The 25,894-nt window shown below is 55.7% G+C and carries 25 protein-coding genes; 21 read left to right on the top strand and 4 right to left on the bottom strand.

All coding sequences use genetic code 11. The features are described from left to right. Window positions 1-23: 23 nt before the first annotated feature. On the bottom strand, window positions 24-329 hold the full coding sequence (locus tag AB1724_08070; protein ID MEW6077751.1) for a hypothetical protein: 306 nt from the start codon (window positions 327-329) through the stop codon (window positions 24-26). A 342-nt stretch (window positions 330-671) separates the two neighbouring features. On the opposite strand from AB1724_08070, the gene AB1724_08065 reads away from it, so the two are divergent. Continuing rightward, window positions 672-1,313 carry a hypothetical protein gene (locus AB1724_08065; GenBank protein MEW6077750.1) on the top strand — a complete coding sequence of 214 codons (642 nt, stop codon included), beginning with the start codon at window positions 672-674 and terminating at the stop codon, window positions 1,311-1,313. Between the two features lie 39 nt (window positions 1,314-1,352). On the opposite strand, the gene AB1724_08060 is transcribed toward AB1724_08065, so the two are convergent. Further along, window positions 1,353-2,930 carry a helix-turn-helix domain-containing protein gene (locus AB1724_08060; GenBank protein ID MEW6077749.1) on the bottom strand — a complete coding sequence of 526 codons (1,578 nt, stop codon included), beginning with the start codon at window positions 2,928-2,930 and terminating at the stop codon, window positions 1,353-1,355. Between the two features lie 206 nt (window positions 2,931-3,136). On the opposite strand from AB1724_08060, the gene AB1724_08055 reads away from it, so the two are divergent. From AB1724_08055 to AB1724_07990, 14 genes are all read left to right on the top strand, one after another. Further along, window positions 3,137-3,937, top strand: a complete 801-nt coding sequence (locus AB1724_08055) for an FkbM family methyltransferase (protein MEW6077748.1) — start codon at window positions 3,137-3,139, stop codon at window positions 3,935-3,937. After that, window positions 3,934-5,982 (top strand): neutral/alkaline non-lysosomal ceramidase N-terminal domain-containing protein, encoded by a 2,049-nt coding sequence (locus tag AB1724_08050; GenBank protein MEW6077747.1) that lies wholly within the window; start codon window positions 3,934-3,936, stop codon window positions 5,980-5,982. Before AB1724_08055 ends, AB1724_08050 begins: the two co-directional genes overlap by 4 nt. Window positions 5,983-6,007: 25 nt before the next feature. Beyond that, window positions 6,008-6,781 (top strand): hypothetical protein, encoded by a 774-nt coding sequence (locus tag AB1724_08045; GenBank protein MEW6077746.1) that lies wholly within the window; start codon window positions 6,008-6,010, stop codon window positions 6,779-6,781. Between the two features lie 87 nt (window positions 6,782-6,868). Next, window positions 6,869-7,432 (top strand): elongation factor P, encoded by a 564-nt coding sequence (efp, locus tag AB1724_08040; protein MEW6077745.1) that lies wholly within the window; start codon window positions 6,869-6,871, stop codon window positions 7,430-7,432. Between the two features lie 3 nt (window positions 7,433-7,435). After that, window positions 7,436-9,535 carry a response regulator gene (locus AB1724_08035; protein ID MEW6077744.1) on the top strand — a complete coding sequence of 700 codons (2,100 nt, stop codon included), beginning with the start codon at window positions 7,436-7,438 and terminating at the stop codon, window positions 9,533-9,535. Then, window positions 9,532-9,807, top strand: coding sequence for a DUF4911 domain-containing protein (locus tag AB1724_08030; protein ID MEW6077743.1), 276 nt, complete (start codon window positions 9,532-9,534; stop codon window positions 9,805-9,807). Before AB1724_08035 ends, AB1724_08030 begins: the two co-directional genes overlap by 4 nt. A 16-nt stretch (window positions 9,808-9,823) precedes the next feature. Then, a complete protein-coding gene (gene miaB / locus AB1724_08025; GenBank protein MEW6077742.1) occupies window positions 9,824-11,194 on the top strand; it encodes a tRNA (N6-isopentenyl adenosine(37)-C2)-methylthiotransferase MiaB in 1,371 nt (456 codons plus the stop codon). Then, window positions 11,184-11,687, top strand: coding sequence for a bifunctional nuclease family protein (locus tag AB1724_08020; GenBank protein MEW6077741.1), 504 nt, complete (start codon window positions 11,184-11,186; stop codon window positions 11,685-11,687). The genes miaB and AB1724_08020 overlap by 11 nt, the downstream gene beginning before the upstream one ends. A 5-nt stretch (window positions 11,688-11,692) precedes the next feature. Beyond that, complete coding sequence (locus AB1724_08015; GenBank protein MEW6077740.1) at window positions 11,693-12,328, top strand: histidinol phosphate phosphatase domain-containing protein; 636 nt, start codon at window positions 11,693-11,695, stop codon at window positions 12,326-12,328. A 17-nt stretch (window positions 12,329-12,345) separates the two neighbouring features. Continuing rightward, on the top strand, window positions 12,346-13,275 hold the full coding sequence (locus tag AB1724_08010; GenBank protein MEW6077739.1) for a putative 2-dehydropantoate 2-reductase: 930 nt from the start codon (window positions 12,346-12,348) through the stop codon (window positions 13,273-13,275). Window positions 13,276-13,282: 7 nt separating this feature from the next. Beyond that, a complete protein-coding gene (gene mnmA / locus AB1724_08005) occupies window positions 13,283-14,308 on the top strand; it encodes a tRNA 2-thiouridine(34) synthase MnmA (protein ID MEW6077738.1) in 1,026 nt (341 codons plus the stop codon). A gap of 5 nt (window positions 14,309-14,313) precedes the next feature. Then, entirely contained in the window at window positions 14,314-15,630 is a 1,317-nt protein-coding gene (gene mtaB / locus AB1724_08000) for a tRNA (N(6)-L-threonylcarbamoyladenosine(37)-C(2))-methylthiotransferase MtaB (protein ID MEW6077737.1), read from the top strand. 61 nt (window positions 15,631-15,691) lie between these two features. Then, window positions 15,692-17,110, top strand: coding sequence for a fused MFS/spermidine synthase (locus AB1724_07995; GenBank protein ID MEW6077736.1), 1,419 nt, complete (start codon window positions 15,692-15,694; stop codon window positions 17,108-17,110). Between the two features lie 93 nt (window positions 17,111-17,203). Further along, window positions 17,204-17,608: a MerR family transcriptional regulator gene (locus tag AB1724_07990; GenBank protein MEW6077735.1), complete on the top strand. Its 405-nt coding sequence runs from the start codon at window positions 17,204-17,206 to the stop codon at window positions 17,606-17,608. 6 nt (window positions 17,609-17,614) lie between these two features. Here AB1724_07990 and AB1724_07985 read toward each other — a convergent pair whose 3' ends face one another. Further along, window positions 17,615-18,031, bottom strand: a complete 417-nt coding sequence (locus AB1724_07985) for a DnaJ domain-containing protein (GenBank protein ID MEW6077734.1) — start codon at window positions 18,029-18,031, stop codon at window positions 17,615-17,617. A gap of 68 nt (window positions 18,032-18,099) precedes the next feature. Then, window positions 18,100-20,454, bottom strand: a complete 2,355-nt coding sequence (locus tag AB1724_07980) for an ATPase, T2SS/T4P/T4SS family (protein ID MEW6077733.1) — start codon at window positions 20,452-20,454, stop codon at window positions 18,100-18,102. Window positions 20,455-20,639: 185 nt separating this feature from the next. Here AB1724_07980 and AB1724_07975 point away from each other — a divergent pair, with 185 nt between their 5' ends. The 6 genes from AB1724_07975 to AB1724_07950 all read left to right on the top strand — a co-directional run bounded on the left by AB1724_07975 (window position 20,640) and on the right by AB1724_07950 (window position 25,883). Beyond that, a complete protein-coding gene (locus AB1724_07975; protein MEW6077732.1) occupies window positions 20,640-21,431 on the top strand; it encodes a thymidylate synthase in 792 nt (263 codons plus the stop codon). Window positions 21,432-21,469: 38 nt separating this feature from the next. Next, window positions 21,470-21,841 (top strand): hypothetical protein, encoded by a 372-nt coding sequence (locus AB1724_07970; protein MEW6077731.1) that lies wholly within the window; start codon window positions 21,470-21,472, stop codon window positions 21,839-21,841. A gap of 36 nt (window positions 21,842-21,877) precedes the next feature. Further along, entirely contained in the window at window positions 21,878-22,522 is a 645-nt protein-coding gene (locus AB1724_07965) for a metallophosphoesterase (GenBank protein MEW6077730.1), read from the top strand. A gap of 9 nt (window positions 22,523-22,531) precedes the next feature. Continuing rightward, window positions 22,532-24,124, top strand: a complete 1,593-nt coding sequence (locus AB1724_07960; protein MEW6077729.1) for a radical SAM protein — start codon at window positions 22,532-22,534, stop codon at window positions 24,122-24,124. Window positions 24,125-24,291: 167 nt separating this feature from the next. Next, window positions 24,292-25,419 carry a sensor domain-containing diguanylate cyclase gene (locus AB1724_07955; protein ID MEW6077728.1) on the top strand — a complete coding sequence of 376 codons (1,128 nt, stop codon included), beginning with the start codon at window positions 24,292-24,294 and terminating at the stop codon, window positions 25,417-25,419. 29 nt (window positions 25,420-25,448) lie between these two features. Further along, on the top strand, window positions 25,449-25,883 hold the full coding sequence (locus tag AB1724_07950; protein ID MEW6077727.1) for a nuclear transport factor 2 family protein: 435 nt from the start codon (window positions 25,449-25,451) through the stop codon (window positions 25,881-25,883). Window positions 25,884-25,894 lie beyond the last annotated feature (11 nt).

Below are 25,894 nucleotides of genomic sequence, written 5' to 3'. Positions count from 1 at the left end.
TTTGTTTGATTTGTAAAAGCGGTCTAAATTTCGCCAAGCGGCCGGCAGAAGGTGTATTCCGCCGGAGCCACAACCAGGTTATGAAACGCCGACGGAACGTTTCCCCCGATGGCGGAAAACGGCAATGAAATGACAAACAGGGCGGCACCAAGGGGAATAAGCGCCAGGCCGATGGGGCGGTAGAAAAGCGCGTCGATAAAGGTATCGGCCGGTGTGGGATTCATCATCTGCTGCTGAACCGCTTCAGCGACCGCACCGGTATAAAAAATAGTCATCATGAAGGTCAGCAAACAGACAAGAACAATCAGCTTTTTTATAACGTAGCGCATTATCGGACTCCTGCCGGTAGATAGTTTGTTTTTTTGCTGTTTCCGTGTCGGAACTCACCAGAATTTTTATTTTTCTATTATATTCACATGATTCCGTCTCGTCAATAGGATAACGGCGCATAGCACGATTCACCCGGATCTCCCAAAGGGCAATTCGGCGCATGACCGGCTGGCCGGCGATTCGGGCGCAAGACGCCGATCCAGGAAATGTTTTGACAGGTGAATTCGAATAGTGCTACAAGCCCGGGTTATGTTTGATTATCCGGCAAGGGGCATGATGTGGGCTTAATGAAACCAAGGCTCATTTGCTTTATTTTTTTTCTGGGGCTTTGCTGCCTGGCGATGGCAACATCAGCCGATGACGGGCCGTGGGATCTGCTTCTGGAGAAGCACGATATCAGGGTATATGCCAGGCCGGTGCCTGACTCCACCTTGAGGGAATACAGGGCGGAGATTCTCCTTGATGCCGGGATTTCCTGCGTATCGGCCGTGCTGGATGACATCCCGGCCGCGGTCGAATGGTTTCCCTTCTGCCTGTCGGCCGGCGTGATCGATGACCTGCCCGATGGCAGAAAAATTATAATGAACATCGCCGACTTCCCCTGGCCGTTTCAAGACCGCTATGCCGTCTTCAGCTCCAGGAAAATGGCGGATAATTCACGAAAGCAGATCGTTGTTGCTTTTGGGATCGATGATGTTTCCGGTGCCCGATCCATTGACGACCGGGCCGATACCCGTGACATGATCCGCCTCCCATTCATGAGAGGCCAATGGACGCTGGCCGCGATCGACGGAGAAAAAACGCAGGTGGTTTATACGATCTGCGCCGATGCCGGCGGCAGCATCCCCCTGTGGCTGATTAAAACGTTTTTTGAGGACACACCCTACAAGACGCTTGAAAATCTGAGGAAAATGGTGAAAAAGCCCAAATACCTGGATAGCGTCATGCCGGAGCAGGACCGGCAGGAACCCGGACGCTTCTGACCTTTCCGTCCGGTCCAGCACCCCGGCCCGTTTCGATCGTTATCTTCTGCTGGCATCCGGCCGTTTACGGTCTTTTTGTCCAATACTTTTCAGATAACCATCCACTACCGTCCCGGCCGGAAGACGAAGGGCCTGGGCATAGGCCCTTAAAAAACCCTTCAGATAGATCAGCGGCGGTAAGGCGTCAAACTGGTCTTCTTCGATGATTTTCAGGGTGGCGACACCGATCCGGGTCTTTTCAAAAATACTTTCCATGCTGATTCCCCAGGCGTTTCGCAGTGTTTTCAGGTCAAGGCCTGAAATGATCTGCTGGGCGGATATTTTTTCAATCAGTTGCATGGCTTCGGATTCATTGACATTAGGCGGCTGGGGCGGGGCTGACTCCGGCGGCTTTTCAGGCGGTGCCGTAACGGGATCGTGTTCCGGCAAACGGCTTCCCACCCCCCTGTCGCCGCCATTGACCGTGATCGGATGGCCCTTGGAGAGCAGACGATCATATTCGGTTCTTTTGTTGGGATCGCTCAACACTTCTCCGGCGGCGTCAATGGTCTCCAGAATCCTATCGCGTTCTTCGGAGGTAAAAAACGCGTCCGTGACCATGGGGATGTCCCGGTAAAGGGATTTCATGCTCTGATAGGCCTGCCGCACGTCAACCGACAGCGTTTCGGGATGGATTTCCAGAATTTCGTAAAAGTTGCGGTCACAAAAAGACTTTATCGGCGGAACCGCGGTTTTGTTCCGGACGGAAACCAGGTTATGGGCGGTTTTAACCAGATCATAGGTCGTGCGGGAACGGGGGAATTTTTTTACAAACAGTTGCTTGGCGACAATGGCGTCCAGGACCTTTTCGTCGTAATCAATGACGCCGATCAGTTCAAAACGAGAGTAAAAGTGACGCTGGCAGAGCTTGACCAGGGCTTCACCGACCTGATAACCGTTATGATGCCGGGCCTGGTTGATGATGATTTTAAAGGAAATTTTTTCCAGGCACTGACGCAGGTCCAGGCTGTCGTTCTGAGCGCCGCCGGCCAGCAGGTTGATGATGTTGGAAAGGGACGGCGCGGACGGGTTATCCGTGTTTTTGATAATGGCGTTGATGTGGTTCTGTTTGAAGAGGTGCTTGATTTTCCGGTAGTAGACCGTTTCAATGAACCGGATGCCGCTTTCGATGGATGTCGGTTCCTGGGTGAAGATAAGGATGACATCCGTTGAGGTCAGAAAAAAGTCCAGGGTGTTGAAATGGGTGCCGGCCCCCAGATCGAGAAAGATGATATCGAACGGCAGGCGGGTAATGGCGTTGATGATCTTTTGTATCTGGGGAAAGGGGAGGTTGGCGGCCTCCATGGAACACTTTTTGGAACTCAACAGGGAAAGCCCCGGAATCTGACAGGGAATAATGGTTTCCATCAGGTCAGACGATGTTTTGTTGAGGAAGTGATTCAGACCCGTGCCCGGATCCTGGATTCCCATCATGGTATGAAGGTTGGCGCTGCCGAGATCCAGGTCCGCCAGAAGCACGGTTTTGTTTTCTTTCGCCAGCAGCCACCCGAGATTGGCGGAAATAAAGCTTTTGCCGATGCCGCCCTTGCCGCCGGCAACAGGAAATATAATGGGCACGATGATGATTCCTTACCTGTTGTCCGTGATATTGAAACGCGCTGTCACAGCCGGTCGCCCGTTTCTCTTGAATGGGGGGATCCCGCCGCTTGAAGGCTAAAAGTAATCCCTTGCCATTACAATAGAATAAGTATAGATTAAATAGGTTATAGACGCAAGCGGGATTTGCTTGCGGTAATGTGGCGCGGATTTCCCAAGGATATGCCTTGCATCCCATCCGACTGGACATACCCGGCCTGAACAGCCGGTTGATACTGGGCACCCATGACCGGTACGATACCTGCGTGTCCAGGCAAATCCGGGAGCACCGCATCTGGGAACCTTATGAAACCGGATTAGTGGTGCGTTTTCTCAAACCCGGGGATGTCTTTCTGGATATCGGAGCCAATATCGGCTACTATACGGTCCTTGCCGCGGCTATTGCGGGAAACAGCGGGAAGGTGATCGCCTATGAACCGGACGATGAGAACTACCGGCTGCTTTGTGAAAATCTGTGTCTGAACCGGGCCTTGAACGTTATTCCGGTTCAGGCCGCCGTCTCCGACCGCGACGGTAGCGGACACCTTTTTCTATCGCCGGACAATAAAGGAGATCATCGCCTGTATGACAGCGGTGACGGCCGCGGGAGCAGGGAAATTCCGGTCATCCACGCCGGCCGGCATTTACGGTCGATAACGGATCGGGTCAATTTTATTAAAATTGATACCCAGGGATCGGAATACCGGATTTTGAACGGATTAAAAGACATTATCCTGGAAAATCGGGACCATTTGACCCTGATGGTGGAATTCTGGCCATGGGGGCTGCGGCAGTCGGGGGCATCGGGTAACGAACTGCTCGATCTGCTGGAATCGTTTGACATGACCTGGCTGCATATCGACCATTTCGGCCGGAAGCTCTGGCCCGTGAGCCCCGACTTTCTGCGGCTCTGGTCCGATGAGACGGACACGGATATTGGCAATGAGGGATTTATCAACCTGTTACTTTCAAACTGTCGGGAGGAATGATGCGTTACGGTAGGGAAACACGGCTTCTTCTGCTGGTCCTGGTAATGCTGGCCGGAATCATCGGTTGTGGCTCCTACGGGACAACTCTGATCAAGATCCAGCGGCAAGAGCCCTTGCCCGCGACGGCTGTTTCCGGTAACGTTGAGGCCGGATTGTCCCGGGTCGACATCACGCCTCCGCCGGGTTTTGCCGTGGCCGGTTATTCGGCCATGGCCGAAACCTGCACGGGCTTCAGAAACCGGCTTTATGCCCGCGTTATCTATATCCGTTCGGCCGAAGGTGAGGCTGTAGCGCTGGTCCAGACGGATCTCCTGTCCGGCTCCCGTCTGGTGCATCACCGGGTCGCCGAACTGATCGCGCCTTTTGTGGATGTCCCCATCAGCGGATTGATGTTTGCCGGGACGCATTCTCATTCAGCACCGGGTAATTTTTTCGATTGTAATTTTTACAATAAATTCGCTTCGTCCAAAAAAGGACTGGACGGGGAATTATATCAGTTCCTCTCTTCCCGGATCGCTGATGCCGTTATCGAGGCTTATCGCAACCGGCGGCCGGCCCGGATCGCCGTGGGAACCGCCGAGATTCAGGGCGTGACGCGTAACCGCAGCATGGAAGCTTTTCTGGCAAATTTTGAGGAAGGGGCGGAACACCGGACAGGCGAGGCGGACAGACCATCAGACCGGGAAACAGCGGTTAATCCCATCATGACGATGATCCGGGTGGATCTGCGGGACGATGACGGTACTTATCGTCCGGCGGGCGCCTTTTCCAGCTTTTCCGTTCACCCCACGTCGGTGCCATACTGGAATGAGTTTTACACGGCGGACGTGTTCGGTTATATCGCCCGGGAACTCGAATTCTCGCTGGAACAGCGGGAACCGACCTCCTGGCGCAAGATTCACGCCGCGGTGAACGGCACCCACGGAGATAACTCTCCCGGCTACGCTCCCGGCCGGCAGGGCTTCATGGAAGCAAGGCGGGTCGGACTGGAGATCGGGCGGCAGGCAGTGGCGCTGTTCGACTCACTGCAGACTGTTCCCGGTGATGCAATAATTGTTTCATCGGCCTGCCGGGAGGTCGATTTGTACCGGGATAATACAATCAATGGGGTCTCTCTCTGCGACCGACCCGTGGTGGGCAACGCCCTGACGGCCGGGGCAGAGGACGGCAAGACGCCGGTCCTGCGATGGCTCCCCTTTTTCCATGAGGGATGGGCAACGTCACGGTGGGTCTTTACCGGTTCATGCCAGGGATACAAGCGACATATCGGAGGCATTTTCCAGCCCCTGGTGCTTAAAAAGAAGGATTTCCCCCACCATTTGTTTTTCCAGACGATCCGGGTGGGAGACGTTATCCTGGTGCCGCTTCCCTTTGAGGTGACCTGCCAGGCCGGACGACGGATTTCCCGGGCGGTGGAACGGGCGGCGGGCGGTGATTCCGGCCGTGCGGTCGTGGTCAGCTGCGCCAACGGATATTTCGGATACGTCACCACGCCGGAGGAATATTCCCGCCAGCACTATGAGGGCGGTCATACCCTGTACGGTCCCAATACGGCCGCTTTTCTGGAGCAGCATGCCGCCGCCCTGGCGGTCGCCATGGAAAAGGGAGGGGTAAGGGATGTTCCGGAGGCGTGGCGATTCGACCTCACCACGGCCGCCTATTTTCCGGAACGGCAAGCCTGTCCGGGAAAAAGGGAAGAGGTGGCAATGCCCGCCTTCATTAAGGCCGGAGACAATGCCGAGCCCTGCTGGACATACCGCTGGAAAGACGTCTCCCCTGGATCCATTGATTATCATCAGCCCCTGATCCGGATTGAAACGAGCCGTGACGGTGGCGACTGGCGGGAGCTGGTGACGGATGAGAGACCGGTGAATGATGAAGGGTATGATGTGTCCGTGAATTTTCTCAAATGGGCGGACGGCCGGCGGATGGGAGTGTATGAAGCCCGGTGGTATAATCCCCGGATTCCGGAAGGCGCGGCCTGCCGGTTTGCGGTGTTGCCGCGGCCGGGGCAGGACGTGTTTTACTCCTCGGTTTTCCGTTGAACCAGAACCGGAGATGATGACGGGTATGGCCGATAAATCCGTATTGACGCAGATATATGAAATCCAGTCCCCCCGGGTGGCGGATAAACTCCTGGCCATGGGCGTTGATCACATCGGCAGCGTGGTCTTGGACGAACGGAACTGGAAGATACCCGAACTGAAGGAAACAGTGCGACTGGTATCGGAAAGCGGCGCCAGAAGCAGCCTGCTCCCCCTGTTTTCTTCAGCGGACGCGGTTTGCCGGGCGCTGGATTATTATCAGCCGGATATTGTTCATCTGTGTGAGACCATCCCTTCAGCTCCGGACTTTCGTCGGCGGATCGACAGTCTTGGAACGGCTCAGGCCAGGATCAGGGAGCGTTTCCCCGGGATCAGCGTTATGAGAAGCCTGCCGGTGGGACCGCCGGGAATGGAACAGAAAGAGCGGCTCATGGAAATGGCGGCCCGGTTTGAGCCCATCAGCGATTTTTTCCTGACCGATACGGTTCTGCCGGTATCTCCGGATCCCGGCAATAAAGAACAGCCGGTGCCGGGTTTTGTCGGCATTACCGGCACAACCTGCGACTGGGAGATGGTGGCGGAACTGGTGAAATTCACCCGGGTGCCGGTGATCCTGGCCGGCGGACTGTCCCCGGACAATGTGTATGAAGCCATCGTCCGGACCCGGCCGGCCGGGGTGGACAGCTGCACCCGGACCAACCGGGACGACGGCCGCGGGGGGACCGTGCGTTTTGAAAAGGATTACGATAAAGTGCGTCGTTTTGTTGAAGAGGTGCGAAGGGCGGAAGCAGACGGGTAAAAAGAATCGCGACATATCCCGTCGTCGCCCTTTGTTTCAGGAAGAATGGATGTTGATTTTAATAAAAAATGAGGAGATCAGAAGAAGATGTATGAAGCCGCGGAATTCAAAAAAGGCCTGAAAATCGCTATAGACGGGGATCCTTACGTGATTGTCGATTTTCAATTTGTCAAACCCGGAAAAGGGCAGGCGCTTTACAAGTGCCGGCTCAAGAACATGAAAACCGGGTCGCAGTTCGATCAGACCTTCAGGAGCGGGGACAAGGTGGACAAAGCCGATCTGGAGGAGCGGAAGATGGAATATCTTTACGCCGACAGCAATGGTTACTGTTTCATGGATTCAAATACCTATGAACAGGTCACCATCTCCGCCGATCAGGTCAGTGACGTTAAGGACCTGCTGAAAGAGAACACGGTTTGTGACGTGCTCTTTTATGATAACGCGCCCATCGGCATTACCCTGCCCAATTTCATCGAACTGAAGGTGACAAAAGCGGACCCCTGGGCAAAAGGGGACACCGCCGCCGGCAGCACCAAACCGGTTACCCTGGAAACCGGATGCGTGCTGCAGGTCCCCCCGTTCATTGAGGAGGGCGAGGTTCTGAAAGTGGATACCCGGACACGGGCTTACGTGGAGCGCGTCAAAGGATAGGGCATGACCGATCAGTTCAACAAGACGGTTCTGCTGGTCGATGACGACCGGATGTTTCTGGATTCCCTGGAGCAGTTCATGCTGCAGCGGGGGTATTACAGCAAATCCGCCCGTGACGCCGAGAGTGCCCTGAAAATCATACGGGATTTTTCCATCGACGTGGTGGTGGCCGATGTGGTGCTCCCCGGTAAAGACGGCATCGCCTTGATGAACGAAGCCAAGGCCCTGTTTCCGGACATGGACTTTATCATCATGACCGGTCATACCGGGGAACACTCCTATGTGGAAATCATCAATGCCGGCGCCTCCGACTATCTGGTCAAACCGTTTGAAATGATGGAACTGGTCGCCCGCATCGAGCGGATAAAGCGGGAAAAAAAGCTGGTCAAACAGTTCCAGAACACCAATGAACGGTTGATGGAAACGGTTAACCAGGTCAACCGGATGATGAACGAGGTGCGTCAGACGGCCCAGGCGAAAAGCGATCTCCTGGCCAGCATCAGCCACGAAATCCGGACACCCCTGACCGGGATCCTGGGGTTTACGGATATCCTCCTGTCCACCGGACTGAACGATGAGCAGATGAGCTACGCCGCCAATATCAAGATGAGCGGCGAGGTGTTGCTGTCCCTGTTGAACGACCTGCTGGACTCCTCCAAGATCGAAGCCGGCAAGATGAAACTGGAAAACATTGTTTTTGACCCGGAGATCATCTGTTTTGATGTCTGCGATCTGATCCGTCCCCGGCTTTACCGTAAGCCGGTGGAACTGATCTGCCGCATCGACGACAACGTTCCGGCCAAGGTTTACGGAGATCCCCATCGCTTCCGGCAGGTGCTGTTGAATTTGATGAGTAACGCCGCCAAGTTTACCGGTTCCGGCGAAGTGCTGCTGTCCCTCGGCGCCCGAGCCGATGACGGGGACCCGGATGCGATAGCGCTTCATGTTGCGGTGAAAGATACCGGTATCGGGTTATCTCCGGCGGATATGAAAAACCTGTTTGAACCTTTTCGCCAATTTCACGATTCGACTGCCAGGCATTATGGCGGCACCGGACTGGGCCTTTTCCTCTGCAAGAGCATCGCGGCGTTAATGCATGGTGATATAACGGTGGAGAGCGCTCCCGGCAAGGGAAGCGTTTTTCATTTTTCCTCGCGGATGAAAGTGGTCGACGGCGGATCGCCGAAACGATTTCGAACGACCCGGGTGCCGCCGGGAAAAATTCTTGTGGCCGATAATAACCAGACTAACCTGGAGATCCTCGGTCATTTTCTGGAATCAGCCGGAATGACAGTGGAGCTTCGTGACAGCTGCGAGAATATCCCGGATATTCTTGGCAGGGCGCAAAAAACCGGGAGACCGTTTGATCTGTGTGTCATTGAGGCGGCACTGGCCAGTGAAGAACCGGGTGATTTTTTTTACATTCAAAAGATTCGAAAGACCGATCCGCCGACGGACCGCATCCCGTTGATCGCCACCTCCGATCCTTTTTCCGGGAGCGCCGGCAAATGTCTGGAGGCCGGTTTTGACGGGTTTCTTCCCAAGCCGCTACGGCGGGATCAGTTGTTTTTTCTGATTCATCATCTGATTCACGGGGAAGGCGGAAGCCCAGTTCCCGCGGAACCTCCTTGCCAACCGATATCCGGTCCCCGCGGCATCGGCGAAGACCAATCCCGGGCCGCCATCCTGCTGGCGGAAGATAATCCCGTGAATCAGAAACTGGTGGTGGCCATACTCAAAAAAGCCGGGTATCCGGTGACGGTTGCCGAAGACGGCCGTCAGGCCGTGGAGCGATATACTTCCGCTCCGGATGAGTACCGCCTGATACTCATGGACGTTCAGATGCCGGAGCTGGATGGCATCGCCGCCGCCAGGGAAATTCGCCAATGGGAATCGGGGCAGGATCTGGAGAAATCCAATCCCGGTATGATGTCGCGGCATGTCTGTATCATCGCGGTTACCGCCGGAGCCGTCGATCAGGATAAGAGCCGGTATGTCCAGGTCGGCATGGATGATATCCTTTTTAAACCCATCCAGGCGGATGCCTTGCTGAATTTGATCAGAAAGTGGCTGGAAAAACCGTGCCGACCGGAGAGCCCATGATGACGGCCGCTGAAACCAGTCGGCAATACTATCGCGTGGCCGGACGAGACATCTCTTTTTTCCGTTTTATCCTGGAAGGGTATGACGGCCTGGCGGTCCTGACCACGCTGGACGCGCAGTCCGGTCAGGTGGTGCTGACGGTGGCCCCGGGGTGTGAGCGGGACGTGGCCGGGATCATCAGCGGACTGAAAGACGAAATCATGATTGAACCGGTGCCGGCACCGGGAAAAGACAGTGATTTAACGGATGACGATGCGCTCTTACTTTATTAATACCATCGGCTGCCAGATGAATATATATGATTCATCGCGAATGTCCGCCATGCTGACCGCCCTGAATTTTCGGGAGGTTGACTCTTTTCGCGAGGCCGATCTGATTATCGTCAATACCTGCACCATCAGGGACAAAGCCAGGCAGAAAGCCGTCAGCTTTCTGGGCCGTCTGGCATCACGAAAAAGGAAAAATCCCCGGGTTATCGTCGCGGTCGGCGGGTGCGTCGCCCAGCACGAGGGAAGGGCTCTGATCGACCTTTTCCCGCATATCGACATCGTCTTCGGGACCCATGCTGTGACCCGGCTGCCGGAATTCCTGAATCTGGTCGAGGACGGGTACGGCCCGGTCGTTGACGTCGGCCTGACGGATGCCATTGACGAGGTCCCCGGTCTGATCCGGGCGGGTGGAGCGGTTTCGGATTTTGTCACCATCATGCGGGGCTGTGACAATTTCTGCACCTATTGCGTCGTGCCTCATGTCAGGGGGAGGGAAACGAGCCGTCGGCCGGAACGGATCATCGAGGAAATCCGGCAACTGGCGGCTTCCGGCGTCCGGGAAGTCGTGCTGCTGGGGCAGAACGTAAACAGCTACGGTAACAAGGAAGGTCTTTGCTCTTTCCCGCGGCTGCTGGCCATGGTTAATGAGGTGGCGGGAATCGAACGGATCCGCTTTACCACTTCCCACCCCAAGGACCTGTCCGATGAGCTGATTCGTTCCTATGCCGGACTTGAGAAGCTGTGTCACCATTTTCATCTGCCGGTTCAGTCCGGTTCCAGTCGGATACTGGAACGGATGAACCGCCGCTACACCCGGGAACGGTATCTGGAGCGGGTCGAGCGGCTTCGGGAGACGGCAGCCGACATCGCCATCACAACCGATATCATCGTCGGTTTCCCGGGCGAGACACCGGCGGACTTTGAGGAAACGGTCAGTCTGATCCAGGCGGTCGAGTTTGACGGCATTTTCGCGTTCATGTATTCGGATCGATCCCTGGCGCCGGCCGCCAAATTCCCCGACAAGATTCCTTCGGCCGAAAAGAACCGGCGGTTGAACCTTCTGCTTGATCTTCAGAAAGGAATCAGCGAAAGTAAAAACAGCGCTCTGGCCGGGCAGATCCTGCCGGTTCTGGTGGAGGGGCCAAGCCGGCGGTCAGGTGGAAGCACCGGTTCAGGCGCCGGGTTGGAACGGCAGTGGACGGGCCGCACCTCCACCAACAAGGTTGTCAACTTTATGCTGTCCGGGAGCCTGTCGCCAACGCCCACAGTCAACGCCGGCGATATGGTCCGGGTGTATATTGAAGCCGGATTCGCCCACAGCCTTTCCGGACGGATTGTTTCCGAAGAAAATAATTCCATGAATACGGGGGAAAGTTTTCATGCTGCATAAGGTCAAGATTCTCGGGCTGACGGTTGACGAAGAATCCAACGCGCCGATTCTGGTTCTTCGAACCATCGACACCAACGAGACGATTCCCATCTGGATCGGCCTGCTGGAGGCGGCGTCCATCGCTTCGGCCCTGCAGAAGATCGATTTCGAGCGGCCCATGACCCACGACTTGTTCAAAAATTTCATCACCCGCATGGGCGCGACGCTGACGAAAATCGAAGTCTGCGATTTGAAAGAGAGCACCTTTTTCGCGACGCTTTATTTTGCCCATGACGACAAGCTGTTTTCCATGGATGCCCGGCCGAGTGACGCCATCGCGCTCTCCATCCGGTTCGGTGCGCCAATTTATGTGGACGAAAAGGTCATTGACGCGTTGACGCCGCGGCAGGGCGGTAAACCGATCGAAATGGGAGACGACAGCGAGGAAGGAAAGAAGTGGGCGGAGTATCTGGATAAGCTGTCACCGGATGATTTCGGAAAATACAAGGTATAACGGAGATGATCGATTTACACACGCATACATTGTTCAGCGACGGGGTTCTCATCCCTTCTGAGCTGGCCCGGCGGGCCGAACACGCGGGCCTGGCGGCCATCGGCATGACCGACCACGGCGATTCCTCCAATATCGATTTTATTATTCCCCGGATCGTGGCCATCGCCGATGAGTTGAACAAGGTGATGTCGATTACCATTATCCCCGGCATTGAGATTACCCATGTTCCGCCGGTGCTGATTCCGGGCGTCTGCGCCCGGGCGCGCGATCTGGGCGCCCGGATCGTCATCGTTCATGGCGAGACCCTGGTGGAGCCCGTGGCCGCGGGGACCAACCGGGCGGCCATCGAGGCGGGCGTGGACGTGCTGGCCCACCCGGGTCTGATCACGGAGGAGGAGGTGATCGCCGCCGGTAAAAAGAACGTCCTGCTGGAAATCACTACCCGGGCCGGGCACTGTCTGGCCAACGGTCATGTGGCCGCCCTGGCGCGGAAACACGGGGTGGGGATGGTCATCGATACCGATTCCCATTCTCCTTCTGATCTTAAAGACCGGGAAAGCGCCCGACGCATCGTCCTCGGGGCCGGGCTGGCCGATACGGATTTTGAGCAGATGCAGAAAAACGCGGCGGCGTTTCTGTAAGCGGTAATGGAGAAGCAATGAATTTCGCGGTTATCGGTACCGGCGCGGTCGGCGGCTATTACGGCGGGCTGCTGTGCCGTCACGGGTTTGACGTCCATTTTCTACTGCACAGCGATTATGATCATGTCCGTGAACACGGGCTGCAAATTGATTCCAAAGACGGTGACTTTCTGCTGGAAAGGGTCAACGCTTACGGCCGGGCCGAAGACATGCCCCGCTGCGACGTGGTCATCGTCGCCTTAAAAACCACCGCCAATGAATGGTTGGCCGCGATCCTGCCCCATGTGGTCAAACCAGGCGGTGTGGTGGTGGCCCTGCAGAACGGTTTTGAAGTAGAACAGACGATTCATCGGATCGTTCCTGACGCGATCGTCATTGGCGGTCTTTGTTTTCTGTGCAGCAATAAAATAGGGCCGGGCCACATCCATCATCTGGATTTCGGCGCCGTCCGCATGGGAGAATTCCGGCCCGACGGCTCGGCCGCCGGACTGACACCGACCCTGGAAAGAGTGGCCGGAGCCTTCCGGGCGGCCGGCGTCAAGGTGGACGTCACTGATAACCTGGCTCTGGCCAGGTGGCAGAAGCTGGTCTGGAACATGGCTTTTAACGGGGTTACGGTGGTGCTGGGAGCGACCACTGACCAGTTGATGGCGGATTCCTCCTCCCTGGCGCTGGTTCGCTCCATCATGGAGGAGGTCGTGGCCGGTGCCCGGGCCTGCGGTTATCCCCTGGAGGATAAATTCATCGAACTGATGATCGGGGTCACCCGGAACATGGTCGCCTACAGTCCCAGCATGAAATTGGACTTTGAGGCCCGGCGTCCCCTGGAAATCGAGGAGATTTACCGGCATCCCATTGCCGCGGCCCGCGCGGCCGGCGTGGCCATGCCAAGAGCGGAAACCGTCGCCCGGCAGCTGGATTTTCTGGACCGGCGGAACAGACGGTGACAATCTGATGATCGCGGTTCTGGTCAGCGGCGGTATCGATTCCCTGATGGCCGCCCGGGTTCTGAAACACGAGGGCGAGCGGGTTATCGGCCTGCACCTGCGAACGGGGTATAATGACCTGTCCGATGAGGAGGTCCGCCTGATTTCCGAACGGGCCGGTATGCCGGTTGAAACCATCGACTGCCGGGATGCGTTTCAATCCCTGGTCGTTGATTATTTCATTGCCGCCTATCTTGAAGGCGAAACCCCCAACCCCTGCCTGCGCTGCAACCCGACGATCAAGTTCGGCCTGGGACTGGATTACGCCCTGAACCGGGGCGCTGATTCCATTGCCACCGGTCACTACTGTATGATCAGGCGTGAGGGAGGTCACCCGCGTCTGGCCCGGGGGCTTGATCAACAAAAGGATCAGAGCTATTTCCTGGCGTTGGTGACGGAAGCCCAGCTTTCCCGCCTCTGTTTTCCGGTGGGGGGGATGACCAAGGCGGCGGTTCAGTCTCTGGCCCGGGAGATGGAACTGGCGCCGGTTGTGGCCAGGGAAAGTCAGGACGTCTGTTTTATCGGGCGGGAGGAAACTTACGCGGATCTAATCGGCCGTCAGGTCGGACTGACCCGGCAGCCGGGTCTGATCGAGGATATCCGCGGCAACGTGATCGGCGAGCATGGCGGTGTGCACCTGTTTACCGTGGGCCAGCGCCGGGGCATCAACTGCCCGGCCGCAAAACCTTATTACGTGGCGTCCATTGACCGGCGGAGCAACCGTATCCGGGTCGGCTTCCGGGAAGACCTGATGATACCCGAATGCCGGGTAAGGGCAATTAATTGGATCGGACGCGGCCCTGACGCGGATTTCACCTGTACGGTCAAAGTCCGTTATCAGCACCGGCCGGCTCCGGCACGGGTGACGCTGCTGCCGGATTTTCATGCCCGACTAACCTTCGAGGAACCCCAGTTCGGCGTGGCGCCTGGGCAGGGCGCCGTTTTCTATGAAAATGATATCGTCCTGGGGGGCGGCATTATCACCGTCGGTTGAATTTCATGAATACCTTTTCTATCGTCACCCTGGGCTGTAAGGTCAATCAGTTTGAATCAGACGCGCTGACGGGTTTATTAACCGCCGCCGGCTGGCGTCAGGTCACCGGAAACGCTCCGGCCGATCTGTGTATCGTCAATACCTGCACTGTCACCGGTCGGAGCGCCGGCCAGTCCCGCCAGTTGTTGCGCCACTTTCGACGGGAGAACCCGGGAGCGTTCATTATTGCCACCGGATGTTATGCCACCGTGGCCGGTGGAGAGGTCCGCGATCTGGAATGCGTCGATTGCGTCGTCAGTCATGACGCCAAACATAAAATCCCGGAAATCGCGGCCCGCCTCCGGTCATTACCGGAACCGATACCGACGGAATCCGTTACCGGAGGAAGCAGCGCCGATATGTTCTCCTGCTTCGCCGCAGCGCCTTTCACCGGTTCCCGCGCCCGGCCGGTGTTGAAAATTCAAGACGGATGCAACGCCTTCTGTTCTTATTGCATCGTGCCTCATGCCAGGGGAAGAAGCGTCAGCATGCCCCCGGATGATGTTCTGGCCGCCGTCCGGCGGTTTTCTTCGGCCGGATATCCGGAGGTGGTGCTGACGGGAATTCATCTCGGCGCCTACGGCCTCGACCTGATGCCGCCGCACTCCCTTTATCGGCTGCTGGCGACGATAACAGAAACCGGGGCCATCGGCCGGGTCCGCCTCAGTTCCCTGGAGCCCCGGGAACTGACCAATGACATCCTCGACCTGGCGGCCCGGTCGGGCAGGATCTGCGCTCATTTTCACCTGCCGCTGCAGAGCGGATCGGATGCCGTTTTGAAGCGGATGAACCGGCCTTACACGGCCGCATTTTTTAAAGAGCGGGTGGCAGCCGTCAAGACGATCATACCGGAGGCGGCCATTGGCGTTGACGTGCTGTGCGGTTTCCCGGGAGAGGGCGACAGCGAGTTCGCCGAAACGGTGGCGCTTCTCAATGACCTGCCGGTCAGTTATCTGCATGTCTTTCCCTTTTCCTCCCGGCCGGGCACGCCGGCGGCCGGTTTTCCCGATCCGGTGCCCCCGGCGGTAATCAGCGAGCGATGCCGGGTCCTCCGCCGGATGAGCGCGGATTTCAGGGAAAGGTTCAGCCGGCAGCAGAAAGGCCGCACGGAAATTATCCGTATCGAGGACCAGCGGGACCGGGTGACCGGACTTCTGAAAGGCGTTACCGCCAATTATCTGACGGTGCTGGTGGAAGGGGACGCCGCCATTACCAACAGGGATATCCCCGTCACAATCGGGGATTGCCTGGGCGGATTGCGGGTCCGGGGGGGAATCGACTGAACCGGGAGCACGGTAATCAGAGGCGGCAATACGTTTATTTTTTGTGGAGAAAGGAAAATCCATGGGCGGGAAAAAAAGAAGGCAGGTTGAAAAATCAGCCTCTGAATTCAGCTGGAAAACACTGGCCCTTCTGATGTGCCTCGGCGCCCAGACGATGATCATGGAAATCGCCATGCCCAGAATACTGGCGCCCACATTCGGCAACACGCTGTTCTGCTGGACGGCCATTATAACCGTTGTTCTATCGGCGCTTGCTATCGGCTATTACTGGGGCGGACGGCTGGCTTCCCGTAAAAACGCGCCCGGGATAGTCATTTTCTTTTCCGCTGGTTCGGCCATATGGGTGCTGCTTCTGGGCGTCTGGGGGCAACGCCTGACTCCCGCTTTTTACGGCCTGGGGATTAAAACCGGTCCCATGCTGACGGCGATTCTATTGGCGGCTGTCCCCGCGATTCTCAGCGCCGCGGTTTTACCCATGGTGGTCGAAAGGCGGCGGACTCAGGCCGGTCTGGCCGCCGGAGAATGTTACGCCTGGTCAACCATCGGAAGCGTGGCCGGCGTATTGTCCACCGGATATTTTCTGCTTCCTCAACTGGGCATTAAAGGAACCATGATGACGGCGGCGGCAATGGTGTTCGCGGCCCTGGCCCTGCAGGGAAAAACCATGATCCCGGCGGCGGGCGTGCTTCTGACCGCGGCGGTCTACTTCATGCCCGCTTCAGGATATGCCCATGCCGTGTTTGATAAAAGCAACGGTTACCATCGCATTTTCGTGGTGGAAAGCGATCCCCGGAAAAACATCCGGTCTTTGTTTCTGGATAACTCCCTGGAGGGTTCGGTCAGTAAAGACAGCGCTTTCCCGGTATTGAGCTACCAGCAGATGATTGCCGATATCGCAAAACAGGTTCCCGGTCCGGAGAGCGCTTTTTTTATAGGTGGCGGCGCTTTTACCATGCCGGTTTATCTGAAAACCATCTTTCCGGGCATGTCCATTAATGCCGCCGAGATCGACCCCGATGTTCTCTCGACAGCCGTCACCTTTCTGGGGTTGAAACCCGAATTCAATATTCTCATCGGCGACGGCCGATGTCTTCTCCGGGATCAGTCTGAAACTTACGACCTGATCGTCAATGATGCCTTCAAGGGGATGAAGGAGATCCCGTTCCATCTGGTAACCCAAGAGTTTCACAGCCTTGTGGCGAGTAAACTGACCGCTAAGGGGCTCTATGCCGTCAACGTCATCGGGCTGCCCTCCAGAAGCCGTTTTACCCGCTCGCTTCTTTATACGTTAAGCCGTGAATTTGACCACATCTCAATTGTACCCAACTCTTCCGGCTGTACGGAAAACATCTGGATACTGGCCAGCCGCTCGCCGCTGCATTATGGCCGTCAACCCCTCGAGTCAGAAATGGACCGTCTGCTTTTCAGCGATGACCGGTCGCCGGTAGAGTTTCTGATCGCCCGGGATTTTACTGATTGAACCTCCCCATTTAACGAAAGGCGGAATCAGTCCGAAAAAGAAATCTTGACAATTGACTTTGTTAACCTTTACGTTAAGGTTAAAGGGGACACCATGAATCAGAACGATCACAAAGAGATATTTTATACCATAGCCGATCTGGCCCGGGAGTTTGACGTCAGTAAACGGGCCATCCGCTTTTACGAAGAAAAGAATCTGATCTCCCCCGGCAGAACCAAAGGGAATTACCGGTTATATTCCAGACGGGACAGAAGCCGTCTTCGCCTGATTCTCCGGGGCAAGCGGTTTGGTTATACGCTGGATGAAATATCAGAAATTATTGGTTTTAATAATGTTGACACGGAAGAAAAGGACCAGATCCGCAAGGCCATCGAATTCGGAAAGAAAAAGATCGATGATATCCGGGAACGAATAAATGAATTGCAGCTTCTGGAACAGGAGATGCTCGGACTCGGGAAAACCCTTAAGCGGCGCCTGGCCGAACTCGAAAAAAAATAGTTTGGGTCAGATCATTCCACGGGCTTGTTTGATATTTTCATAAGACCGCTGAATTTCCCGGAACCTCTCCGTGGCTGAAATGGTGAACTCCTCGGGTAATCCCCGGGATAGAACCTTGTCCGGGTGAAATTCCGACACCAGTTTACGGTACTGTTTGCGGATCCGGTCGTCGGAATCACTGCCGGCGCAATCGAGCATCGCGTAATCCATATCCAGATTGCGGATATGTTCTTCCGGCGGACGATGGCGGGAAGAGTCACCCGAATGAAACGATTCAGCCTGTTCATCCGGACGCCCGGTCCCGTTAACGTCAAAAGCATGCCCGAACAACGCTCCAGCCAAGGCACCGGCGGGCCCTCCCAGCATAAACCCGACGGCGCCGCCCACCACTTTCCCGATCCAGCTCATGGCGTCTTTTGACATATCCTTATTTACCGGTATTCCGTGGCGTCCCCGGAAAAATGTCAGCCGGAATGAAACGAAACGCTACATTACGCGGCTGCTTTCTGGCGGGCTTTAAAATTTTTAAGCATTTCGTTGGGCACCACCCGGATCAGTTCAGACAGCGTGGTGGAGGACATTTTGGCCAAACCGTCATCCACCATGGTCATCATGCCGTTGGTCTGGGCCAAAGCTTTAATTTCAGATACCGGCGATTCCCTGTTCAGCGCCCGGGCAATGTCCTGATCGACAATCAGAATTTCAGAAATCAGGGTCCGACCGTTGAACCCGGAGTAATTGCAGTCCGGGCAGCCTTCACCCCTGAAAAATTCGATATGTTCGGGATAGGTGAAGAACAGCGGTTCCCATTCATATTCCGAAGGCCGGTAGCGCACCCGGCAAACCGGGCAGATTCTTCTCAGCAGGCGCTGGGCCACTACGCACATCAGACTCGAGGCCAGCTGGTTATAATCGATACCCAGATCGATCAGCCGGGTAATGGCGCCGGCGGCGTCATTGGTGTGGACGGTGCTGAGCATCAGGTGACCGGTCTGGGCGGCATCGAAACTGATGTGGGCCGTTTCCTGGTCACGGATTTCGCCGATGAGAATGATGTCCGGGTCAAGCCGAAGAAACGAACGCAGCAGACGGGCGAAGTTCAGGTTGATCTTGGCATTGATCTGGGTCTGCATGATGCCCGGGAAACTGTATTCGATGGGGTCTTCGGCGGTGATGATTTTTACCGACGGGTTATAAACGTATCGCAGGGCGCTGTACAGGGTGGAGGTTTTGCCGCTGCCGGTGGGACCGGAAACCAGAATCATGCCGGCGGCGCTTTTGAGCAGTTTTTTGAACGGATCGGCCACGTGCAGGGAATGGTCCAGGGAGTCGATGTCCACCTTGGCTTTGCGGGGATCAAGAATCCGGATAGTGACGTTTTCTCCTACGATACCCGGACAGGTGGCCACCCGGAAATCCAGATCAACCGGTTCTTTTCTAATCGGATCGAAATAGTTGACCCGGAAGACGCCGTCCTGGGGAAGCCGCCGCTCGGCAATGTCCAGATTGGACATGACCTTTACGCGGGAAATGACGCTGTTGACCAGTTCCCGCAGCTTGTTGTCCAGCCAGCCTTGCTGCAGGGTCTGAAGCATGCCGTCGATGCGGTATCGGAGTTGCGGGTTTTTCCGGTCCTGCTCGATATGGATGTCGCTGGCGTTGTTGGCGATACCGTATTTGATGATGTAGTTGACCAGTTCCATGGCTTCGATTTTTTCCAGGCCATAGTCGGTTTTGGCGCCCGGTTTGAAGTCATCGGTCTGGGTGTCCAGCGAAATATGCAGTGACTCGACATTCAGCGCCGTTCCTTTCGGCACGGCGGTTTTGGCCGACGCGGCGGTTTTGGCCGGGCTGGCTTGATATAATTCGTCAAACAGCCGGATGAAATTATCTTCGGTGATAAAGAGACAGGACATCTCCAGGTAGGTATACACGTTTTTGATGTCCGTGGCCGCGGATAGATGCTCGGGGTCATAGGTCGCGACCGTCATTTTTCTGCCCTCCAGCGAGATCGGCAGAATGCGGTTTTTCAGGGCGTATTTCTGCCCGATGATGTTGGTCAGGGCGGTTTTCTGCGCTCCGAACAGATCCAGTTTGGTGATCTTTCTGAAGGGGATATTATGCTGTATGGACAAGGCGTGATACAGCTGATCCATGGTGATCAGATTTTTTTCCATCAGGATTTTACCCAGGGGCATTTCCCGGTGAAACTGCTCCTGAAGAGCGGTCATCAGCCGGGATTGATCCAGGATGCCTTCCTTGACGAGAATTTCACCGAATTTGATCTGCTTGCCGTATTTCTTGAGAACATAATCCAGGTCAGCCGGGTTGATGACGCCCATGTCGCACAGAATCCGGCCGAGGGTTTTCGGCGATCTTTTGGCGTTCAGGGCCCGGTTGAGTTCATCCGGGGTAATCAGCATCAGTTTCAGGGCGATGTCGCCGAACACGGCGGCCCCGAGATTTTCAAACAGGATTTCCTCAAGCTTATCGCCCGTAAGGACTCCTTTTTTGATAAGCGCCTCTCCCAGAGAACTCGATTCCGTGTTATCCTTGAGCAGATCATACAGTTCCGGTTTTCCGATAAGGCCCTTCTGTACACAGATAAGGCCGATATTGGAATCAAGGGGAGGGTGCCCCAGGATGAACTTGATCTGATCCCGGGACAGCCTGTCAAGGGGGGGGAAGATGGGCCGGTCTGAGAATTTAATCAGTTTTTCTTCTTTTTTTTGCAGCTCGATCGCCCGGGCGATGTCGTCGGCGGTCGCGAAGCCTTCCTTGATCAGGCAGTCACCAATACGGATGGAAGCGGTCAGGCTTTCCTTGACAGTATTTTTTTTGTCCATAAGAGATCCCCGTTTGATTGATTATTAGGAAAAGTTAATATAATCTTTTTGTAATGTAACAGGCAATAAAAAAAAGCTTTTTTGATATTTTTTGGCCGTTTTGATTGACTTGACTGTAAACGGTGTTTCGGTTATATATCGAACAAATTTTTAAATTCATGAACCGATTGCAGGCGGGAGGCGGAATGCGTATTCATGGGATAAAGGCCAGAGATTTACCGGATCTCTGGTTTCAGGCTGTGTATGATATTCTTGACAACGGTCACCGATTCACCATCGACCGGGGCTCCTTCGCCGGTCAGACACGCCTGGAATATGATTATTTCACCGGTCTGGTCAGTTTTCCCGGCACCCGGCCGCTACTGCCGGATATTCCCCCCTCCTGCGGCATACCCAACCCGGTAGAGGAAGGGTATGTATATGGCGGGCAGGGGTACGACCGGGCCTACATCGAGTATCTGATGACCCCGCGAAAGGAACCGGGCGAGTCCTATACTTATGGCGAACGATTGACCCGGGCCCCCCTTTTCGGCGATAAGCTGGAATGGTGGCGGCAAAAAGATCCGGATATCGTCGACAGCCGGGAGCCGGACGGCAGGGTTGTTTTTGAGGATGGCGGCCGCCTGTATATCAACCAGATCGAATGGGTAATCGACACCTATCGGAAGTTCGGCCACCGGAATAATCAAATGGTACTGCAGGTCGCCGAACCCACCGACCTGATGCTCCTCGACCCGCCCTGTCTGCGTTCCATCGATACGCGGATTCAGGACGGCCGGCTGATTTTCTTCGTTTATTTCCGCTCCTGGGACCTGTGGAGCGGGATGCCCGCCAATCTGGCCGGTATTCAGAACCTGAAAGAGTATATGGCGGGGCAGATCGGCGTGGAGGACGGGGAAATGATCGTGGAGAGCAAGGGGCTTCATCTTTACGGGTATGCGGAAGATCTGGCACGGCTGAGGTGTTTGAAGGTGTAAACCGGGCCATAAAATCAGAGCGCCGGCCGGGAGGGGATATGCACCGGGTTACTGTCGATAAAGAGAAAAACAGGCTTCTTCTGACGCTGGGGAAACTGGAGAACACCGACGAGATCCTGGAGGTGGTGGAGAAAATTAAAAACGCCTGCCGGGATTTAAAACCGGGCTTCAGTTGCTTAAATGACTTGAGAGATTATGAACTGGTGGATGTCGGAAAGGAGGCGCTCATCCGTCAGGCCCAGGAGTTTCTCATCAAGGCCGGACTGGCCCGGGTTGTACGTGTGGTCAGAAAATTCGGGACGTGGGGACATCTGCAGTTTGACAAAACGTCCATGAATGTCGGTTATCACGCCCGGAACGTCAATACCATTGAAGAGGCTTTAGTTATACTTGACAATGAGGGGGCGTGATACCTGCGCCCCGGTCTTTTCCAGGACGGATGACGGGTGAGAATATATGCTGTGGCCGATATTCACGGCCGCAAGGATCGGTTTGCGCTGATCCGGAAAAAGGCCGTTGAAACGGGAGCGGACCTGATCGTCATGGCCGGGGACATTGCCGGCCTCAATTCCCATCCGCATGTTCACGACCTCTTGAAATCCATGCCGGCGCCGGTTTTTTATGTCCGCGGCAACAGCGACCGGAGACGGACGGACCGGATGCTCCTGGCGGATCCGCTGATCACTCATCTTCATTTAAATAAAGTTCGCATCCAGGGACTATGCTTTGCCGGTATCAGCGGAACGTTTCTGCTGCCTTTCTCCTCCCGGCTGTGTTTGCGTGAAAACCGGCTGCTGTCCCGGCTGAACGATTTTTTCAACGACGTTTCCGTTCTGGTGACCCATCCTCCTCCCCGCGGTACGGTGGACAGGGTGATGGGCCGTTTTCATTCCGGATCCAGCGCGTTGCGGGCGCTGACGCTGACCTGTCAGCCGTGCGTGGTCATTTGCGGACATATCCATGAACATGCCGGAACCGTCTTTCTGGGTCGGACACTGGTGGTCAACTGCAGCCTGGCCAGGCAGGGAGCGGGCGCGCTGATTGAGTTCCGGAACGGCGACCCGCCAGAGGCGACCATGCTGGGAGTCTGAAGAAAAAAGATGGGAGAAAAATCCCCGGATATACTGCTGATTTCTCCGCAGGTCGATCTGGATACCATCGGACTGAAAAGCCTTCAAGCTTTACTGCGTCAGGCGGGTTTCAAGACGGTCATCCTCTATCTGCCGGGGCTCCGGCCCGACGATGACGCCCTGATGGAAAAGACCGCCGATCTGATCCGGCAAACCGCTCCCGGGTTTGTCGGGATCAGCCTCATGTCCCATGAGTATTACAGTGCCGCGGCCCTGAGCGCTCGCATCCGGAAGGCGGCCCCCGGAATTCCGGTGGTGTGGGGAGGCGTCCATCCCACCATCGCGCCGGAAATGTGCCTGGAGTCAGCGGACTTTGTCTGTGTCGGCGAGGGGGAGAAGGCCATGGTCGCGTTCGCGGCCGCGGTTTTCGCCGGGGAAAACACGGATGCCATTCCCGGTCTGTGGCGGAAAGAGGGTGGAAACGTTATCCGGACAGGGCCGGCTCCTCTGACCGAGGATATTGACCGGCTCCCGTTCGCGAATTTTCTGCCCGGCGACGACCTGATCGCTCATAACGGCCGGCTCCTGCCGCTTGATCAACTCCTTTTCCGGAAATATGCCCGCTGGCAGGGCATTGTCTACAGTATCATGGGCAGCAGGGGTTGTCCATTTGCCTGTTCTTACTGCTGCAATGACTTCGTCTCCCGGCTTTACGGCACGAAAGCGATTCGGCGCAGAAGCGTCAATAACATTATCGCCGAGCTGGAAAGCGCTCTGGCCGTTCGTCCGGACATCGCCTATATTAATTTTCAGGACGACTGCTTTCTGGCCTGTTCGGATGAGTATCTGGAGCAGTTCTGCGGCACCTACCGGAATCGCGTCCGCCGACCGTTCATTGTCCGCTGCATTCCCTCTTTTGTTACCGAAAGCCGCTTGCGACGACTCAAACATGCCGGGCTGTCATGGATTTCCATGGGGCTTCAGAGCGGCAGCGACCGGGTCCTGACGGATATTTACCAGCGCCGATCGCTGGTCGAAGATTTTTTGCGGGCGGCGACGCTCATCCATAAAGCGGACGTGGCCGCCTATTATGATGTGATCCTGGACAACCCCCTGGAAACGGATGATGACCGGCTGGAAACGATCCGGGCGCTGACCGCCATCTCCAGGCCTTATTTTGTTCAACTTTTTTCTCTGGCCCTTTATCCCGGGACCGGTCTGTACCGGAAGATGGCTGAGGAAAACAGCGCCGGGCGTGAAGACTACCTGGTCAAAAATTATCACGACTACGCCAAAACCGATTTAAACCGACTGATCCGGATGTCCGGTTACCTCCCCCCCGGGCTGATCAGACACCTGACAGATCTTTATAAGAAAAACAGGTTCAGCCCGCGGTTCCGTTTTCTGCTGGGGTCGGCCGGAATGGCATCGGCGCTTTTACTGGAGCCGGTCGCTTCCTTCCGGCTGATTCGAAAGAGTTGCGGCGGAGATGCCGCCCGGGCCGCCCGTCTGCTCCCGGCCTATCTGCGAGTCGGATTGAGCAGGTATGTCAAGCAGTTCCGGGGCAAGGCCGTAAAGCGGATCGAATGCATGATCCGTGATCATTCCTCCGCCGGCGGGTAACCGGATAGCGGCTTACACCTGCCATAAAATGTCTGGAAACAGAAAAATCCTTAAGGATTTTCTTGACATACCGTTGTTTTAATAATAGAAGTTGCAAAAATCATCTAAAGGGAAAAAGCGTCAGGCAACAGAACCGTGATCCCGTGGATTATGGAGGAGGGGAACCAATGAGCGATATGGAATCCGGAGGCTTGTTCCTTCCGGACAATATTGATGAATTGAAGGCGCAGTATCTGGCGCTGCTGAAAGCCAATAACTGCCTCAACGAACGGGTTCTGGAGCTATATACCCTTTATAATGTCAGCCGGACGTTGAGCGCTTCCCTGCAGGTTTCCGATCTGTTTGAGCTGGTCGTCGGTTTGATCGGAGAATCCCTGAACGTGGATCAGTACTGTCTGATGCTTCTGGATAAGGAACTTCAGAAACTTCAGATTCGGGCCAGTCACGGTATGCCGGAAGACATCCTGAACCGCGGGGAGGTCAAGGTAACGGAAGGCGTTTCCGGACGAGTGGTGTCCAGCGGGCAGCCGCTGGTGATCGACGATATCAGCGCCGAGAAGGACTTTTTCTATTTTCCTAATTCCGGTATTCATCAGGGCAGTTATCTGGGGCTCCCCCTGAAGAACGTCAACGGCGCCATCATGGGTGTTCTGAATGTGCACAAGCCGATAGTGAATGGTTTTTCACAGACTGACTTGCGGCTCTTTGCGGCCGTGGCCGAACATGTCGCCATAGCGATCAATAACGCCATGACGTTCCAGCAGACCCAGGAGCTGATCCGGCGGGACGAACTGACCGGACTGTTTAACCGCCGGTATTTCTTCGAGCGCTTTGAACGGGAGATTTACCGCTCCCGCCGGTATGGCCGGTTTATTTCCCTGCTGATGATCGATATCGACCATTTCAAGGAGTATAATGATAATTACGGTCACTTGAGAGGAGACCGGGTACTCAAGCACGTGTCCCAGATTCTTGAGTGTTCCCTGCGGCAGGTGGATGTGGTGGCCCGTTACGGCGGGGAGGAGTTCCTGGTGCTGCTTCCGGAAACCCCCAAAGAGAAGGCCGCCATCGTCGGTGAGAAGCTTCGTAAGGCAGTGGAAGCAATTGATTTTAACGAAGACGCGCCCCATCTCGGTCCCTGCACCCTGACCGTTACGGTCGGTGTGGCCGGCATACCGGATGACGCCAGTGCCACCCTCGATGCCCTGGATATCGCCGACAAGGCGCTTTACCTGGGAAAGGCCCGGGGGAGGAACCAGGTCTGCACCACGGTTCTGGCGGAAATGATCGAATAAATATGTGGCAGCAAGAAGGAGGCGTTATCATGGTCCGATTCAGTATGTTGGCCGCAGTCGCGCTGATGGCGGTCATCGCCATAACGGGCTGTACCGGTAACGGTAAAAACGAAGAGGCGACTCTAAAGGCCGTTATCGAAAACAACGTGACGGCGCTTCAGGAGGAGAATGTTGAAAAATACATGTCTACCCTGCACCCGGATAGCCAGGGCTATGCCAGAATGAAAGCGATTTGCCCCCAGATTTTTCAGATTTATGACCTGCAGCACAAACTCATCGATATCAAGGTGCTCGATGTTTCCGGCGACACGGCCAGGGTTCGCACCACACAGGAAGCCAGGCGGATTGCAGGGCCTGAAAATTACCGGAGTAACCGATCGACGATGGTCCATACCCTGAAAAAAGACCAGGGACAGTGGAAGATTTTCCAGTCGGACCAGGAGAGCATGGAAAACATTGAATGATCGAACAGGAA

It is taken from the genome of Thermodesulfobacteriota bacterium (genome assembly GCA_040753795.1).
In the GTDB taxonomy this organism is placed as follows: domain Bacteria; phylum Desulfobacterota; class Desulfobacteria; order Desulfobacterales; family Desulfosudaceae; genus JBFMDX01.
The sequence above is the reverse complement of the archived record's forward strand: the minus strand, read 5'-3'. Positions and strand labels throughout refer to the sequence as shown.

Coding starts and splice junctions, on each gene's coding strand:
- AB1724_08070 (MEW6077751.1), bottom strand. CDS start 329: ATGCGCTACGTTATAAAAAAGCTGATTGTTCTTGTCTGTTTGCTGACC.
- AB1724_08065 (MEW6077750.1), top strand. CDS start 672: ATGGCAACATCAGCCGATGACGGGCCGTGGGATCTGCTTCTGGAGAAG.
- AB1724_08050 (MEW6077747.1), top strand. CDS start 3,934: ATGATGCGTTACGGTAGGGAAACACGGCTTCTTCTGCTGGTCCTGGTA.
- AB1724_08045 (MEW6077746.1), top strand. CDS start 6,008: ATGGCCGATAAATCCGTATTGACGCAGATATATGAAATCCAGTCCCCC.
- efp (MEW6077745.1), top strand. CDS start 6,869: ATGTATGAAGCCGCGGAATTCAAAAAAGGCCTGAAAATCGCTATAGAC.
- AB1724_08035 (MEW6077744.1), top strand. CDS start 7,436: ATGACCGATCAGTTCAACAAGACGGTTCTGCTGGTCGATGACGACCGG.
- AB1724_08030 (MEW6077743.1), top strand. CDS start 9,532: ATGATGACGGCCGCTGAAACCAGTCGGCAATACTATCGCGTGGCCGGA.
- miaB (MEW6077742.1), top strand. CDS start 9,824: ATGAATATATATGATTCATCGCGAATGTCCGCCATGCTGACCGCCCTG.
- AB1724_08020 (MEW6077741.1), top strand. CDS start 11,184: ATGCTGCATAAGGTCAAGATTCTCGGGCTGACGGTTGACGAAGAATCC.
- AB1724_08015 (MEW6077740.1), top strand. CDS start 11,693: ATGATCGATTTACACACGCATACATTGTTCAGCGACGGGGTTCTCATC.
- AB1724_08010 (MEW6077739.1), top strand. CDS start 12,346: ATGAATTTCGCGGTTATCGGTACCGGCGCGGTCGGCGGCTATTACGGC.
- mnmA (MEW6077738.1), top strand. CDS start 13,283: ATGATCGCGGTTCTGGTCAGCGGCGGTATCGATTCCCTGATGGCCGCC.
- mtaB (MEW6077737.1), top strand. CDS start 14,314: ATGAATACCTTTTCTATCGTCACCCTGGGCTGTAAGGTCAATCAGTTT.
- AB1724_07995 (MEW6077736.1), top strand. CDS start 15,692: ATGGGCGGGAAAAAAAGAAGGCAGGTTGAAAAATCAGCCTCTGAATTC.
- AB1724_07990 (MEW6077735.1), top strand. CDS start 17,204: ATGAATCAGAACGATCACAAAGAGATATTTTATACCATAGCCGATCTG.
- AB1724_07985 (MEW6077734.1), bottom strand. CDS start 18,031: ATGTCAAAAGACGCCATGAGCTGGATCGGGAAAGTGGTGGGCGGCGCC.
- AB1724_07980 (MEW6077733.1), bottom strand. CDS start 20,454: ATGGACAAAAAAAATACTGTCAAGGAAAGCCTGACCGCTTCCATCCGT.
- AB1724_07975 (MEW6077732.1), top strand. CDS start 20,640: ATGCGTATTCATGGGATAAAGGCCAGAGATTTACCGGATCTCTGGTTT.
- AB1724_07970 (MEW6077731.1), top strand. CDS start 21,470: ATGCACCGGGTTACTGTCGATAAAGAGAAAAACAGGCTTCTTCTGACG.
- AB1724_07960 (MEW6077729.1), top strand. CDS start 22,532: ATGGGAGAAAAATCCCCGGATATACTGCTGATTTCTCCGCAGGTCGAT.
- AB1724_07955 (MEW6077728.1), top strand. CDS start 24,292: ATGAGCGATATGGAATCCGGAGGCTTGTTCCTTCCGGACAATATTGAT.
- AB1724_07950 (MEW6077727.1), top strand. CDS start 25,449: ATGGTCCGATTCAGTATGTTGGCCGCAGTCGCGCTGATGGCGGTCATC.